The sequence below is a fragment of the Micromonospora sp. L32 genome (assembly GCF_052068055.1).
Lineage (GTDB): Bacteria > Actinomycetota > Actinomycetes > Mycobacteriales > Micromonosporaceae > Micromonospora > Micromonospora purpureochromogenes.
This window is the reverse complement of the sequence record NZ_JBQHDD010000008.1, coordinates 187022-202381: the sequence shown is the minus strand read 5'-3', so window position 1 is coordinate 202381 and position 15360 is coordinate 187022. Positions and strand designations below refer to the sequence as shown.

Below are 15360 nucleotides of genomic sequence, written 5' to 3'. Positions count from 1 at the left end.
AGGACACGCAGATGGACAACCCGATGGCACCCGACCTCCCCGCCGACGACGGCATCGAGCCGATCGCGATCGTCGGGCTCGCCGCCCGGCTGCCCGGCGCGGCCGACGTCCGCCAGTTCTGGCGCAACCTGGTCGACGGCGTCGAGTCGGTCACCGAGCTGAGCCGGGAGGAGCAGCTGGCGCGGGGCGCCACCGTGGAGGAGGTCGACGACCCGGGGTGGGTCAACCGGGCGCCGCTGGTCGACGGGTACGACGAGTTCGACGCCGGGCTGTTCGGGATGACCGCCCGGGAGGCGGAGATCACCGACCCGCAGCACCGGCTGTTCCTGGAGAGCTGCTACACCGCGTTGCAGGACGCCGGCTACGACCCGGCCCGCTACGACGGCGCGGTCGGCGTGTACGCGGGTACCGGCGGCAACACCTACCTGCACCGGTACGTCCTGCGCAACAAGCGCGTCGGCGGCGGCCCGCACGGGGTGGTCTCCATCGCCACCGGCAACTCGCCCAACTACGTGGCCACCAACGTGTCGTACCGGCTGGACCTGCGCGGGCCGAGCCTGACCGTGCACACCGCCTGCTCCACCTCGCTGGTCGCGTTCCACCTGGCCTGCGAGGCGCTGCGCAACGGCGAGTGCGACATGGCGCTCGCCGGCGGGGTCAACGTCGAGCTGCCGCACGTCGGCTACCTGGGCATGGAGGGCTTCACCTCGCCGGACGGGCGGTGCCGGCCGTTCGACGCCGCCGCCAACGGCACGGTCTGGGGCAGCGGCGTCGGCGTCACCCTGCTCAAGCGCCTCTCCGACGCGATCGCCGACGGCGACGCGATCCGGGCCGTGGTGCTCGGCAACGCCATCAACAACGACGGCGCCGGCAAGGTCGGCTTCACCGCGCCCAGCATCGACGGGCAGATGGCGGCGGTCGCCCAGGCCGTCGGGATGGCCGGGATCGACCCGCGCAGCATCAGCTACGTCGAGGCGCACGGCACCGGCACCGCGATGGGCGACCCGATCGAGGTCGCCGCCCTCTCCGCCGTCTACACCCGGGACACCGACGACCGGGGCTGGTGCGGCATCGGCTCGGTGAAGTCCAACATCGGCCACCTCAGCCAGCCCTCCGGCATCGTCAGTGTGATCAAGACGGTGCTCGCGATGGAGCACGGCCTGATCCCGCCGAGCATCAACTTCGAGCGGCCGAACGCGGCGATCGACTTCGCCGACACCCCGTTCTACGTGGCGAACACGCTGACCAAGTGGGACACCGACGGCGGGCCGCGCCGGGCCGGGGTCAGCTCCTTCGGCATCGGCGGCACGAACGCCCACGTGGTGCTCCAGGAGGCGCCGGCGGCGTACCGGGCCGACCAGAGGGTCCGCCCGGCGCAGCTGCTGCACGTGTCGGCTAAGACCGCCACCGCCCTGGACACCGCCGTGCAGCGCCTCGCCGAGCACCTGGCGGTCGCCACCGACGGCGGGCCGCAGCTGCTCGCGGACGTGGCGCACACCCTGCGGGTGGGCCGGCAGGAGTACCCGCACCGGGTCGCCGTGGTCGCCGCCGACCTGCCGGACGCGGTTACCGCGCTGCGCACCCCGCGCCGCCGCCAGTCCGGCGTCGTCGACGGCCCCGCGCCGCGCGTGGGCCTGCTCTTCTCCGGGCAGGGCTCCCAGTACGCCGGGATGGGCGCGCAGCTCTACGCCGAGGAGCCGGCCTTCGCCGCCACCGTGGACGAGTGCGCCGAGCTGCTCCGCCCCGAGCTGGGGCTGGACGTCCGCGACCTGATCCTCGGCCGCGACCCGGAGGCGGGGGAGAAGCTCACCGAGACCCGCTACACCCAGCCGGCCCTCTTCGTCGTCGAGTACGCCCTCGCCACCCTCTGGCTGCGGGCCGGGGTGCGGCCCGCCGCGATGATCGGTCACTCGATCGGCGAGTACGTCGCCGCCACCGTCGCCGGGGTGCTGAGCCTGCCGGACGCGCTGCGGGTGGTCGCCGCGCGGGGACGGCTGATGCAGTCCCTGCCGGCCGGCTCGATGCTCGCCGTGGCGCTGGACGAGTCGGTGGTCGCGCAGCGCCTGCCCGAGGGGCTGGCCATCGCCACCGTCAACGGCCCGGGCACCTGCGTGGTGGCCGGCGAGAGCGACAAGGTCGCCGCGTTCGCCGAGACGATCAAGGGAAAGAGCAAGGCGCTGCGCACCTCCCACGCCTTCCACTCGCCGATGATGGAACCGATCCTGGCCGAGTTCACCGCCCTGATGGCGGGGGTGCCGCTGCGCCCGCCGGCGATCCCGTTCCTGTCCAACGTCACCGGCACCTGGATCACCGCCGAGCAGGCCACCGATCCGGCGTACTGGGCCGCGCACCTGCGGCGGCCGGTGCGCTTCGGCGACTGCGTGGCCGCGCTGCTCGCCGAGGGCACCTGGGCGTTGCTGGAGTGCGGCCCCGGCCGGCAGCTGGCCAACCTGGCCCGGATGCAGGTCGCCAAGGCCGGCCCGGCCCAGCGGGCGCTGACCCCGCTGGGCAGCCTGCCCGGCCCCGGCGAGCGCAGCGGCGACCTGGCCGCCCTGCTCACCAGCGCCGGCGCGCTCTGGTGCGCCGGCGTCGAGGTGCGGCTCGACGCCGATCCGGCCGCCCGTCGGGTGCCGCTGCCCACGTACCCCTTCGAACGCCGCCGCTACTGGGTGGACCCGGACCCGGTGGACCAGGCGCCCGCCGCGCCGGCGCAGCGCGGGCCGCGCCCGCTGCCGGAGTGGTTCGCCGTGCCGGTCTGGCGGCAGGCCGCCGCCGAGCCGCGGACCGCGCCGCTGGGTCGCTGCCTGGTCCTGGCCGACGGTCCGCGCGGCGACGCGCTGGTCGCGGCGCTGCGGGCCGCGGGCGCCACGCCCACCGTGGTACGCGCCGGCGAGCGCTTCGCGGCGGTCGACGGCGGGTACCGGCTGCGGCCCGGCGCCCGCGAGGACCACGACGCCCTGGTGGCGGCGCTCGCCGCCGACCCGCCGGAGCGGCTGGTGCACGCCTTCGCCCTCGACGGCGACCCGGCCGGCACCGACGTCGCCGCCGCCTGGGCCGCCCAGGACCGGGGCTTCTTCAGCGCGCTGCACCTGGTGCAGGCGCTCGCCGGCGCCGGGCTGACCGCCGACGAGCGCGCCCGCACCCTCGACCTGGTCACCGCCGGGATCGGGGACGTGACCGGCGCCGACCTCATCCGCCCCGAGCACGCCACCCTGGCCGGGCTGGCCCGGGTGCTCCCGGCGGAGCTGCCGGGGCTGGCGGTCCGGCTGCTGGACGCCGACCCGGCCTCGTCCGACGTGGACGCGCTCGTCGCCGAGCTGCGCCGGCCGGTCGACCCGGCCCGCGCGGAGCTGGCGCTGCGCGGGCCGCGCCGCTGGGTGACCGGCTACGAGCAGGTCACCGTCGACGCCGAGGGCGAGCCGGGCGCGCTGCGCGACGGCGGCCGGTACGTGATCACCGGCGGTCTGGGCGGCATCGGCGTCACGCTGGCCGAGGACTTCGCCCGGCGGGCCCGGGCGAAGCTGGTGCTGCTGGCCCGTTCCGGCCTGCCGCCGCGCGAGCGGTGGGACGACCACCTGGCCGTGCACGGCGGCGCGGACCGGGCGGGCCGGGCGATCGCGGCGATCCGCCGGATGGAGGCGGCCGGCGCGTCGGTGCTGGTGCTCGCCGCCGACGTCACCGACCCGGCCGACCTGCGCCGGGTCCGGGCGGCCGCCGAGGCGGAGTTCGGTGGGATCGACGGCATCGTGCACGCCGCCGGCCTGCCCGGCGGCGGCATGGCCGAGGTCAAGGAGCGGGCCGAGGCGGAGCGGGTGCTCGCGCCGAAGCTCGCCGGCACGCTCGCCCTCGCCGAGGTCTTCGGCGACCTGCCGCTGGACTTCGTGGTGCTCTGCTCCTCGATCACCGCGGTGGTCGGCGGCTTCGGCCAGGTCGACTACTGCGCGGCGAACAGCTTCCTCGACGCGTACGCCCGGGCCGGCGCGGGCTTCCGGGCGCCGGTGCTGTCGCAGAACTGGGGCGGCTGGGCCGAGGTGGGCATGGCCGTGGAGACTGACGCGCCGGCCGGCTTCCGGGCCGCCGGGCGGGACACCGTCACGCATCCGGTGGACCACCCGGTGCTCACCACGGCGGTGACCGGCCCGGACGGCGTGGTGCTGCACGGCCTGGTCTCCGCCGACACGCACTGGCTGCTGGACGAGCACCGCATCGGCGGCGTGCCGGTGGTGCCCGGCACCGCCCACCTGGAGTCGGTCCGGGCGGCGGTGGCCGCCGGGCTGCCCGCCCCGACCGGGGACGCGGCGGTGGAGCTGCGCGACGTGGTCTTCCTGGAGCCGTTCTCGGTGCCCGACGGCACGGTCGCGCAGTACCGGGTCGAGCTGACCCCCGCCGAGGACGGCGTGGACTTCGCGGTACGCAGCCTCGCCGCCGGGCAGCTGCGCACCCACGTCCGCGGCGCGGCCGGCTGGACCGACGAGCCGGCCCCGCCGGCGCGGGTGCCGGCGGTGACCGGCCGGCGGGTGGACGACGACGCCTCGTTCGGCCGGGGGCGCACCAGCATGCTGACCTTCGGGCCGCGCTGGGCCGCGCTGGCCGAGCACCACCTGGGCGAGGGGGAGGAACTTGCCCGGATCACCGCGCCCGCCGCGGCGGTCGGCGACCTGCCCTCCTGGGGGCTGCACCCGGCGCTGCTGGACGTGGCCACCGCGTTCGGTCGGGGCCAGGGCAGCGGCACCTACCTGCCGCTGTCGTACGGGCGGATCGTGGTGCGCGGCGCCCTGCCGGCGCAGTTCCACAGCCACCTGCGGCACCGCGACAGCGCCACCGACGAGGTCGTCACCGCCGACGTGTCCCTGCGGGACGCCGACGGCCGGGAACTGGTCGCGATCAGCGACTTCGTGCTGCGCCGGGTCGACCAGGGCGCGGTGACCGGCGGGCTGACCACGGTGGGCGCACCGGCGCAGCCGCCCGCCCCGGAGCCGGGTGTGCCGACCGAGGACATCCGGCCGGTCGACGGGGCCGAGGCGTTCCGCCGCAGCCTCACCGCCGGGCTCGGCCGGCAGGTGGTGATCGCCACCCGGACCGTCGACGACATCCGCGACCGCGCCTCCCGGGTCACCACGGAAGGTCTGGAGACCGCCGACGAGCCGGCCCTCGCCGCCCCGGCCGGCGGCGGCGCCGCCTCCCCCGCGCCGCGTACCGAGCTGGAGATCACCATCGCCCAGGTCTGGAAGGACGGGCTGGGGGTGGCCGAGGTGGGCGTGGACGACGACTTCTTCGCCCTCGGCGGCAACTCCCTGGTCGCGGTCCAGCTCATCGCCGCGATGCGCAAGGCGACGGGGGTACGGCTGCCGATGCGCAGCCTCTTCGAGACCCCCACCGTCGCCGGCCTGGCCGCCCGGATCGAGGAGCTGCGCGCCAGCGCCGCGCCCGCCGACGAGCCCGCCCCGGCCACCATTCCCGCCATCCCGCGGCTGCCCCGCGACTGAGCGTCGAGAAACAGGAGTGACAGAGCAATGAGCGACACGATCGCCACGCTGCCGGTGGTCGTCGAGAACGACGGCACACCACTGACCGAGCTCATCGACAAGCGGCGGACGGAGCTGCGCGCCACGCTCGCCGCCCACGGCGGGCTGCTGTTCCGCGGCTTCGACGTCGGCGGGGTGGACGGCTTCGACCGGGTGGTCCGCGCGTTCTCCGGCGAGCCGCTGACCTACACCGAGCGGTCCTCACCCCGGCACGCCATCAAGGGCCGGGTCTACACCTCGACCGACTACCCGCCGGACGAGGAGATCTTCCTGCACAACGAGAACTCGTACCAGGCGCGCTGGCCGTTGACGTTGTTCTTCTACTGCATCAGCCCGCCGGACACCCTCGGCGCCACCCCGCTCGCCGACGTCCGCCGGGTGTACGCCGAGATCGACCCGGCGGTCCGCGAGGAGTTCGTCCGGCGGCGCTGGATGCTGGTGCGCAACTTCCACGCCGACTTCGGCACCCGCTGGCAGGACGTGTTCGGCACCGACGACCGGGCCGAGGTCGAGGCGTACGCGGCGGCGAACCGGATCCGGCTGGAGTGGGTCGGCGCGGACGGGCTGCGCACCCGGGCGGTACGCGACGTGGTGCACCACCGGCCCGGCTCGGACACCCCGCGCTGGTTCAACCACGCCACCTTCTTCCACGTGAGCACCCTCCCGAAGGACTACCAGGCGGGGCTGCTGGACATGTTCGGCGCCGACGGGCTGCCGGCGAACACCTACTACGGCGACGGCGGCGAGATCCCCGCCGACGTCATGGACCACCTGCGGGCCGCGTACCGGGCCGCCAGCGTCCGCTTCGACTACCGGCGCGACGACGTGCTGGTGGTCGACAACATGACCGCCGCGCACGGCCGGGAGCCCTTCACCGGGGCCCGCCGGATCGCCGTGGCGATGGCCGAACCGCACACCCCCGAGAGCGCTGGAGAGCACTGATGGCCGACTCCCGATTCCTGGTCGTCCGCAACGACGAGGAGCAGTACTCGATCTGGCCGGCCGACCGGGAGCTGCCCGCCGGGTGGCACGACGCCGGCTTCGCCGGCACCCGCGAGGAGTGCCTGTCCCACGTCGACACCGTCTGGACCGACATGCGTCCCCGCTCCGTACGGGAGGTGCCGTCATGACGCGGGAGTGGACCTTCCCGGCCTCCTTCGCCCAGGAGCGGGTGTGGATGGCCAACCAGTTGGACACCGCCTCGCCGGTCTACAACGTCTCCACCCCGTGGCGCTTCCCGGCCGGCATCGACGCCGACACCGCCGGCGAGGTCGTCGGCCGGGTCGTCGCCCGGCACGAGGCGCTCCGCACCCACCTGCGGATGGACGACGGCGCCCTGGTGCAGGTGGTGCGCGAGCACGAGCCGGTCCGGCTGCCCGCCGACGACCTGCGCGACCTGCCCGAGGCCGAGCGGGCCGCCCGGTACGCCGCCCTGCGTACCGAGCTGGCCCGCACCCCGATCCCGCTCGACGCCCCGCCGCTGTGGCGGGCCCGGCTGGTCCGCCTCGACGACGCCTGGACGCTGCTGTTCGTGGTGCACCACGCCGTCTTCGACAGCCACTCGGCGGTGCTGCTGGTGGCCGAACTGGCCGCGTTCAGCGAGGCCGCGCTGTCCGGCGCGCCCGCCGCCGTGCCCGAGCTGCCCATCCAGTACGCCGACTTCGCGGTCTGGCAGCGCGACCAGCTCACCGGCGCGGAGCTGGACCGCCAGCTCACCTTCTGGACCGGCCAGCTCGCCGGGGCGCCGCCGGTCACCGGCCTGCCGCTGGACCGCCCCCGCCCGGCCCAGCTCGGCTTCGCCGGCGACGAGGTGCGCTTCGCCCTGCCCGACGGGCTGCTCGACCGGGTCGGCCGGCTCGCCGCCGGGTCGGCGGCCACCCCGTACATGGTGCTGCTGGCCGGGTTCGCCGCCCTGCTGTCGCGGATCTCCGGCGACACCGACGTGGTGGTCGGCGTCTCCACCGCCGGCCGGGACACCGCCGAGCTGACCCCGCTGATCGGCATGTTCGTCAACCCGGTGGCGCTGCGCTGCGACGTCGGCGGCGACCCCAGCTTCACCGAGCTGCTCGGCCGGGTCCGGGCCGGCCTGGTGGACGCGATGGAGCACGGCCAGACCCCGTTCCAGCGGATCGTCGAGGCGGTCGCCCCGCAGCGCGACCCGGCCGTGCAGCCGATCTTCCAGACCGCGCTGAACTTCATCCCCGACTCCGGGCTGGACCCGGTGGAGCTGGGCACCACCAAGGACGACCTCGCCTTCGACGTCACCACCGGCGAGAGTCGCCTGGTCTACCGCACCGACCTGTTCGACCGGGGCACCGCCGAGGCGGTGGTCGCGCGGTACGTGCGGCTGCTCACCGCCGCCGTCGACGACCCGGGGCAGCCGGTCTCCGCGCTGCCGCTGCTCGACGACGCCGAGCGGGACCTCGTCCTGCGGGCCTGGAACGGCGAGGACGCCGCCCCGGCGTTCCGCTCGGTCATCGAGCGGGTCCAGCGGCAGGCCGCCGCCACCCCGGACGCGGTCGCCCTGGTCTGCGAGGGCGTCTCGCTCACCTACGCCGAGCTGAACGCCGCCGCCAACCGGCTCGCCCGGGTGCTGGTGGCCCGGGGCGCCGCCCCGGAGACCCGGGTGGCGCTCGCCCTGCCCCGCTCGCCCGAGCTGCTGGTCGCCGTCCTCGCCGTGCTCAAGTCCGGCGCCGCGTACGTCCCGGTGGACACCGGCTACCCGGCCGGCCGGATCGCGTACCTGCTCGCCGACGCGGAGCCGACGCTGGTGCTGGCCCTGCCGGAGACCGCCGCGCTGGTGCCCGCCGCCGCGCTGGTGCTCGACGGGGAGGTCGGCGCCGACCAGGCCGACGGCGACCTGACCGACGCCGACCGGGTCGCCCCGCTGCGCCCCGAGCACCCGGCGTACGTGCTCTACACCTCCGGCTCCACCGGCCGCCCGAAGGGCGTGGTGGTGGAGCACCGGGCCGTGGCCGCGTACCTGGCCTGGGCCCGGGACGCCTACCCGGGGCTGGCCGGCACCGCGCTGCTGCCCTCGCCGGTCTCGTTCGACCTCACCGTGACCGGCCTGCTCGGCCCGCTCACCGCCGGCGGCACCGTCCGGCTGGCCGGGATCGACTCGCCGCACGCCCAGGTCGGCGGCCGGCCGAGCTTCCTCAAGGTCACCCCGAGCCACCTGCCGCTGCTCGACGCCGCGCTGTCGCCGACCACCGACCTGGTGATCGGCGGCGAGGCGCTCACCGGCGAGCAGTTGGCGGGCTGGCGGGCCGCGCACCCGGACGTGGCGGTCGTCAACGAGTACGGCCCGACCGAGGCGACCGTCGGCTGCGTCGCCGCCCGCGTCGCGCCCGGCCGGCCGCTGGATGCCGGACCGGTGCCGATCGGTCGGCCCACCGCCGGCGCGCGGGTCTACCTGCTCGACGCCGCGCTCCGGCCGGTGCCACCCGGCGTGGTCGGCGAGCTGTACGTCGCCGGGGACCAGGTGGCCCGGGGCTACCTGCGCCGGCCCGGCCGCACCGCCGAGCGCTTCCTGCCCTGCCCGTACGGCCCGCCCGGCCGGCGGATGTACCGCACCGGCGACCTGGCCCGCTGGCGCACCGACGGCACCCTGGACTACCTGGGCCGCCGCGACGACCAGGTCAAGGTGCGCGGCATGCGGATCGAGCTGGGCGAGATCGAGTCGGCGATGCTGGCCCACCCGCAGGTCCGCGAGGCCGCGGTGGCGGTGCGCACCGACTCGGGGGAGCCGGCCCTGGTCGGCTACCTGGTCGGCACCGCCGACGAGGCCGCCCTCGCCGCCGAGCTGGCCCGCGAGCTGCCGGCCCACCTGGTGCCGGCCGCGTTCGTCCGGCTCGACGCGCTGCCGCTGACCCCGAACGGCAAGCTGGACCGGGCCGCGCTGCCCGCGCCAGCGGCCACCGTGGCGCCCGACGGCTACGTCCCGCCGCGTACCGACGCCGAGACCCTGGTGGCCGAGGTGTACGCCGAGATCCTCCAGGTGGAGAAGGTCGGCGCGCTGGACGACTTCTTCGTCCTCGGCGGCAACTCGCTGCGCGGCATGCGGGCGATGGCCCGGATCCGCGCCGAGGTGGACGTCGACCTGCCGATGCGGGCGCTGTTCAGCAGCCCCGTCGTCGCCGACCTGGCCGCCCAGATCGAGCAGCGGATCGCCGCCGACCTGGACGACCTCTCCGAGACTGAGGTCGCCGCGTTGCTGGCGGCGGAGAAGGACAACCCGACATGACGGACCTGAAGGATCCCGCCCGGGAGGCCGCCCGGGCGGCGCTGATCGCCCAGCGGTTGCGCCGGCGGCAGGCCTCGCCCACCGCCCGGATCACGCCCCGCCCGGAGGGCGTCGAGGTGCCGCTGTCGTACGCCCAGGAGCGGGTCTGGTTCATGGACCAGCTCGCGCCGGGCGAGGCGGCGTACCACATCGCGGTGCCGCTGCGGGTGCGCGGCCCGCTGGACGTCACGGCGCTGCGCGCCGCCCTGGCCGGGCTGACCGCCCGGCACGAGTCGCTGCGTACCCGTTTCCCGGCCGACGCCGACGGCCGCCCCACGGTCGTCGTCGCCGACTCCGTCGAGGTGCCGCTGACCATCGTGGACGCCCCCGACGAGCGGGCCGCGCAGGCGCTGGTGGACGCCGCCGCGGCCGAGCCGTTCGACCTGGCGGCCGGGCCGCTGCTGCGCGCCCTGCTGATCCGGCTCGCTGACGACGATAATCCGGCCTCCGCGCCGCAAGACGGCACTCCGGACCGGATGAACGTCGCCGACGACCACGTGCTCTTCCTCGGCCAGCACCACATCGTCGGCGACGGCTGGTCGGTGGACGTGCTGCTGCGGGACCTGATCACCCACTACCGGGGCGGCGAGCTGCCCGCCCTGCCGGTGCAGTACGGCGACTTCGCCCACTGGGAGGCCCGGGAGCTGGCCGGGCCGCAGGCCCGGGGGCACCTGGACTGGTGGAAGGGGCGGCTGGCCGGGATCACCCCGCTGGAACTGCCGCTGGACCGGCCCCGCCCGGCTACCCAGACCTACCGGGGCGACTTCGTCGAGTTCCAGGTCGACCGGGCGGTCACCGACGGGCTCGCCGCGCTCACCCGCGCGTCGGGCGGGACCCTGTTCATGACCCTGCTCGCGGCGTACCAGGTGCTGCTGTCCCGGCACGCCGGGCAGGACGACTTCGCCGTCGGCGCCTCGGTCGCCGGCCGGTCCGCCCCGGAGCTGGAGGACGTCGTCGGCATGTTCATCAACATGCTGCCGATGCGCGCCGAGCTGGCCGGCGACCCGACCTTCACCGAGCTGCTGGAGCGCACCCGGCGGGCCGTGCTGGACGGCTTCGAGCACGCCGAGGTGCCGTTCGCGAAGGTGGTGCACGAGCTGGGGCTGCCCCGCGACGTCAGCCGGTCGCCGGTGTTCCAGGCCATGTTCGTCCTGCAGAACTACGAGATGGGCCGCTTCTCCGGCGTCTCGGACGCCGATGAGGTGAGCTTCCGCTGGACCCCGATGGAGCTGCGGGCCACCCGGTTCGACTTCGAGCTGCACGCCGTCGAGGTGCCCGACGGCATCTGGGGCAAGCTGGTCTTCAACACCGACCTGTTCACCCGCGACACCGTCGAGCGGATGGCGCGACGGTGGACCACCCTGCTGGCCGCGATCGTCGCCGCCCCGGACACCCCGGTCGCCGCCCTGGACCTGCTCCCGCCCGCCGAGCGGGCCCTGCTGGCGAGCTGGAACGACACCGCTGCCGACTTCCCGGCCACCCAGACGCTGCACGGGCCGATCGAGGAGCGCGCCGCCCGCACCCCGGACGCCGTCGCGGTCACCATCGAGGGCCGGTCGACCACGTACGCCGAGCTGAACGCCGCGGCCAACCGGGTCGCGCACCGGCTGCGCGCCGCCGGCGTCGGCCCGGAGACCCTGGTCGGCGTCTGCGCGGAGCGGTCGGTGGAGCTGGTCACCGGCCTGCTCGGGGTGCTCAAGGCCGGCGGCGCGTACCTGCCGCTGGACCCGGAGTACCCGGCGGACCGGCTGGCCTTCATGGTCGACGACGCCGCCGCGCCGGTGGTGCTGGTGCAGGAGCACCTGCGCGACGCGCTGCCGACCACCGACGCCACCGTGCTGGTTCTGAACGACCCCGGGACCTGGGCCGACCAGCCCGCCGACGACCCGACGCCGGCGGCGGGCCCGGAGCACCTGGCGTACGTCATCTACACCTCCGGCTCGACCGGCCGGCCCAAGGGCGTGCCGAACACCCACCGGGGCATCGTCAACCGGCTGGACTGGATGCAGCGGACCTACCGGATCGGCCCCGACGACGCGGTGCTGCAGAAGACCCCGGCCAGCTTCGACGTCTCGGTCTGGGAGTTCTTCTGGCCGCTGCGCGAGGGCGCCCGGCTGGTGCTGGCGAAGCCCGGCGGGCACAAGGACGCCGGCTACCTGCGCGACCTGCTGGTCGCCGAGCGGGTCACCACCGCGCACTTCGTCCCGTCGATGCTGACCGTCTTCCTCGCCGAGGAGGGTGTCGAGGCGGCGACGGCGCTGCGCCGGGTGATCTGCTCGGGTGAGGAGCTGCCGCCGGCCACGGCGGTCGACTTCACCGTCCGGCTGCCCGGGTGCGAGCTGCACAACCTGTACGGCCCGACCGAGGCGGCCATCGACGTCAGCGCCTGGCACTGCGACCCGGCGCTGCTGCCGGGCCTGACCACCGTCCCGATCGGCGCTCCGATCGCCAACCTGCGACTGCACGTGCTGGATCCGAACGGCAACCCCTGCCCGGTCGGGGTGGCCGGCGAGCTGCACATCGGCGGGGTGGGCCTGGCCCGCGGCTACCACCGCCGGCCCGCGCTCACCGCCGAGCGGTTCGTGCCGGACCCGTTCGCCGGCGAGCCGGGCGCCCGGCTCTACCGCACCGGCGACCTGGCCCGCTGGGTGACCGCCCCGGCCGGCGGGGTGATCGAGTTCCTGGGCCGGATCGACCACCAGGTGAAGCTGCGCGGCCTGCGGATCGAGCTGGGCGAGATCGAGAGCGCGCTGCGCGAGCAGCCGGCGGTGACCGAGGCGGCGGTGATCGTCCGCGAGGACACCCCCGGCGACAAGCGGCTCACCGCCTACCTGGTCGGCGCGGCCGAGCACGCCGCGCTGAAGGCGGCGCTGAAGGAGACCCTGCCTGAGTACATGGTGCCGGCCGCCTTCGTCACCCTGGACGCGCTCCCGCTGACCCCCAACGGCAAGCTGGACCGCCGGGCGCTGCCCGCGCCGGTGCTCACCCGCGAGGCGTCGGTCGCCCTGGTGGAGCCGCGCGACGACACCGAGCGGCTGCTCGCCGGCATCTGGTCGGAGGTGCTGGGCGTGGCCACGCTCGGCATCGACGACGACTTCTTCGACCTCGGTGGGCACTCCATGCTCGCCACCCAGGTGGTGGCGAAGATCCGCAAGGCCGAGCACGGCGGGCGCGCCGTCGGCGTGATGGACCTGTTCCAGCAGCGGACCATCCGCGACCTGGCCCGGTTCATCTCCGGCGGCGACGGCGGCGGGGACGGTCCCCGCCGGCTGCTCTACGAGCTGACCAGGCCGATCCCGGCGGCGCAGCGGGTGCTCAGCTACGTCTGCGTCCCGTACGGCGGCGGCAGCGCCATCGTCTACCAGCCCCTCGCCGACGCGCTGCCCGCCGGCCACGCCCTGTGGTCGCTGGCCATCCCCGGCCACGACGTCGGGCTCAGCGAGGACGGCCTGCCGTTCGACGAGCTGACCAGCCGGGTCGCCGAGGAGATCCTGGAACGCGTCGAGGGACCGATCGCCCTCTACGGCCACTGCGGCGTGGGCAGCGCGATCGTCGCCGAGGTGGCCCGCAAGGTGGAGGCCGCCGGCCGGGACCTGGAAGCGGTCTACATCGGCGCGATGTTCCCGTTCGCCCGCCCCCGGGGCGCCTTCGCCGCCCTGCGCAACCGGCTCGAACAGCTGCGCAGCAACCGGCACTACGCCAGCTGGCTCAAGTCGATGGGGGTGGACACCGACGAGCTGGACCCGGAACAGGCCGACCGGATCATCAGCAACATGCGGGCCGACTCGCGGGCCTCCGAGGAGTACTTCACCGGCCTGCTCGACCGGGGCGCGACGAAGCTGCGCGCGCCGATCATCTCGGTGGTCGGCTCGGAGGACCCGGTGACCGACTACCACGCCGAGCGGTACGCCGAGTGGCAGTTCCTCAGCGACACCCTCGGCCTGGTGGTGCTCGACCAGGCCGGGCACTTCTTCCTCAAGTACCGCGCCGAGGAGCTGGCGGAGATCCTCACCCGGGTCCACCCGGCGGTCACCGCCGGGGACGTCTCCACGCTCACCCCGCAGGCCAGGGGAGCCGACGCCGGCTGGGTGGTCGCCGCCCACCAGCGGGTGGGCGGGTCCGACGGGCCGGAGCCGGCCGTGGTGAAGCCCAGCATGGCCCGGTTCGTCGCGGTCACCGCCGGGCAGCTGGTCTCCACCACCGGCTCCGCGCTGACCGCGTTCGCGCTGCCGATCTGGCTGTTCACCCGCACCGGGTCGGTGGCCGACCTGGGAATGCTCTGGGCGCTGGCGCTGATCTGCGGCGTGCTGATGCTGCCGGTGGCCGGCGCGGTCACCGACCGGGTCAGCCGCCGCCGGATCATGATGGTCGCCAGCTGCATCGCCGGGTCGATCCAGTTGGTGCTCGCCGCGCTGCTCTGGACCGACAACCTGGTCCTCTGGCACATCTACGCCCTGGTCGCGTTGAGCCAGGTCGCCGGCTCGTTCCAGCGGATCGCGTTCCAGTCGGCGGTGCCGCAGCTGGTGCCGAAGCGCTACCTCGGGCACGCGATGGGCATCACCCAGCTCTCCAGCGGCTTTGCGATGCTGCTGATGCCCGTCTTCGCCGCCGGCCTGCTCGCCGCCATCGAACTCAAGGGCATCCTGCTCATCGACGTGGCGAGCTACCTGGTGGCGGTGCTGACCCTGGCCCTGGTGCGCTTCCCCGACCTGCTCGGCTGGCGACCCCGGGAGCGGCTGCTGGTGGCGATCGCCAACGGGCTGCGCTACTCCTGGCAGCACCGGGGCTTCCGGCTGATGCTCGGCTACTTCGCCCTGGGCAACATCTTCCTCGCCCCGGCGCTGGTGCTCACCACCCCGTTGGTGCTCTCGTTCGGCACCGCCACCCAGGTCGCGCAGGTGGCCCTGGCGGAGGCCTGCGGCGCGGTGGCCGGCGGCGTGCTGATGTCGCTGTGGGGCGGGCCCCGGCGCCGGCGGATGGTCGGCGTGCTGGTCGGCAACCTCGGCACCGCCGTCGGCTGCGTGCTGGTCGGCCTGGACGCCTCCGTGACGATGGTCTGCGTCGGCGCCTTCTGGCTGGCCATGGCGATGACCACCGCGCAGTCGATCTACGCGACCATCGTGCAGGTCAAGGTGCCGCAGCGCTTCCACGGCCGGGTGTTCAGCCTCAACCAGACCATCGCCTGGTCGACCCTGCCGATCGGGTTCGCGCTGCTCGCCCCGGCGGCGACCAGCATCTTCGAGCCGATGCTCGCCCCGGGCGGGTCGCTGGCCGGATCGGTGGGCGCGGTGATCGGCACGGGGCCGGGCCGGGGCATCGGTTTCGCGTACGTCTGCTTCGGGCTGGCCCTGGTCCTGATCACCCTGGGCGGGTTCGCGATCCGGATGCTGCGCCGCTTCGACGTCGAGGTGCCCGACTCGCTGCCCGACGACCTGATCGGTGCGCAGGAGCGGCAGCGGCGGCTCGCGGAGCGGGCGGCGGCGCAGGAACGGGAGCCGGTCGCGGCGTGACCCGGCGTGGGGCCCTCCATCGAGGAGGGCTCCACGCCGG

General features: G+C 75.1%; 5 protein-coding genes. All 5 read left to right on the top strand.

Going from position 1 to position 15360, the window contains the following annotated elements:
- Positions 1-11: 11 nt before the first annotated feature.
- The 5 genes from ACTMTB_RS22855 to ACTMTB_RS22835 are packed head-to-tail and all read left to right on the top strand — an operon-like array spanning position 12 to position 15320.
- Positions 12-5486 (top strand): type I polyketide synthase, encoded by a 5475-nt coding sequence (locus ACTMTB_RS22855; protein ID WP_441148288.1) that lies wholly within the window; start codon positions 12-14, stop codon positions 5484-5486.
- A gap of 27 nt (positions 5487-5513) precedes the next feature.
- Positions 5514-6467 (top strand): TauD/TfdA family dioxygenase, encoded by a 954-nt coding sequence (locus ACTMTB_RS22850; RefSeq protein WP_441148287.1) that lies wholly within the window; start codon positions 5514-5516, stop codon positions 6465-6467.
- Entirely contained in the window at positions 6467-6655 is a 189-nt protein-coding gene (locus ACTMTB_RS22845; protein WP_154937773.1) for an MbtH family protein, read from the top strand. The genes ACTMTB_RS22850 and ACTMTB_RS22845 overlap by 1 nt, the downstream gene beginning before the upstream one ends.
- Positions 6652-9771, top strand: a complete 3120-nt coding sequence (locus ACTMTB_RS22840; RefSeq protein WP_441148286.1) for a non-ribosomal peptide synthetase — start codon at positions 6652-6654, stop codon at positions 9769-9771. Before ACTMTB_RS22845 ends, ACTMTB_RS22840 begins: the two co-directional genes overlap by 4 nt.
- Positions 9768-15320 (top strand): amino acid adenylation domain-containing protein, encoded by a 5553-nt coding sequence (locus ACTMTB_RS22835; protein WP_441148285.1) that lies wholly within the window; start codon positions 9768-9770, stop codon positions 15318-15320. The genes ACTMTB_RS22840 and ACTMTB_RS22835 overlap by 4 nt, the downstream gene beginning before the upstream one ends.
- The last annotated feature ends 40 nt before the right edge of the window (positions 15321-15360 follow it).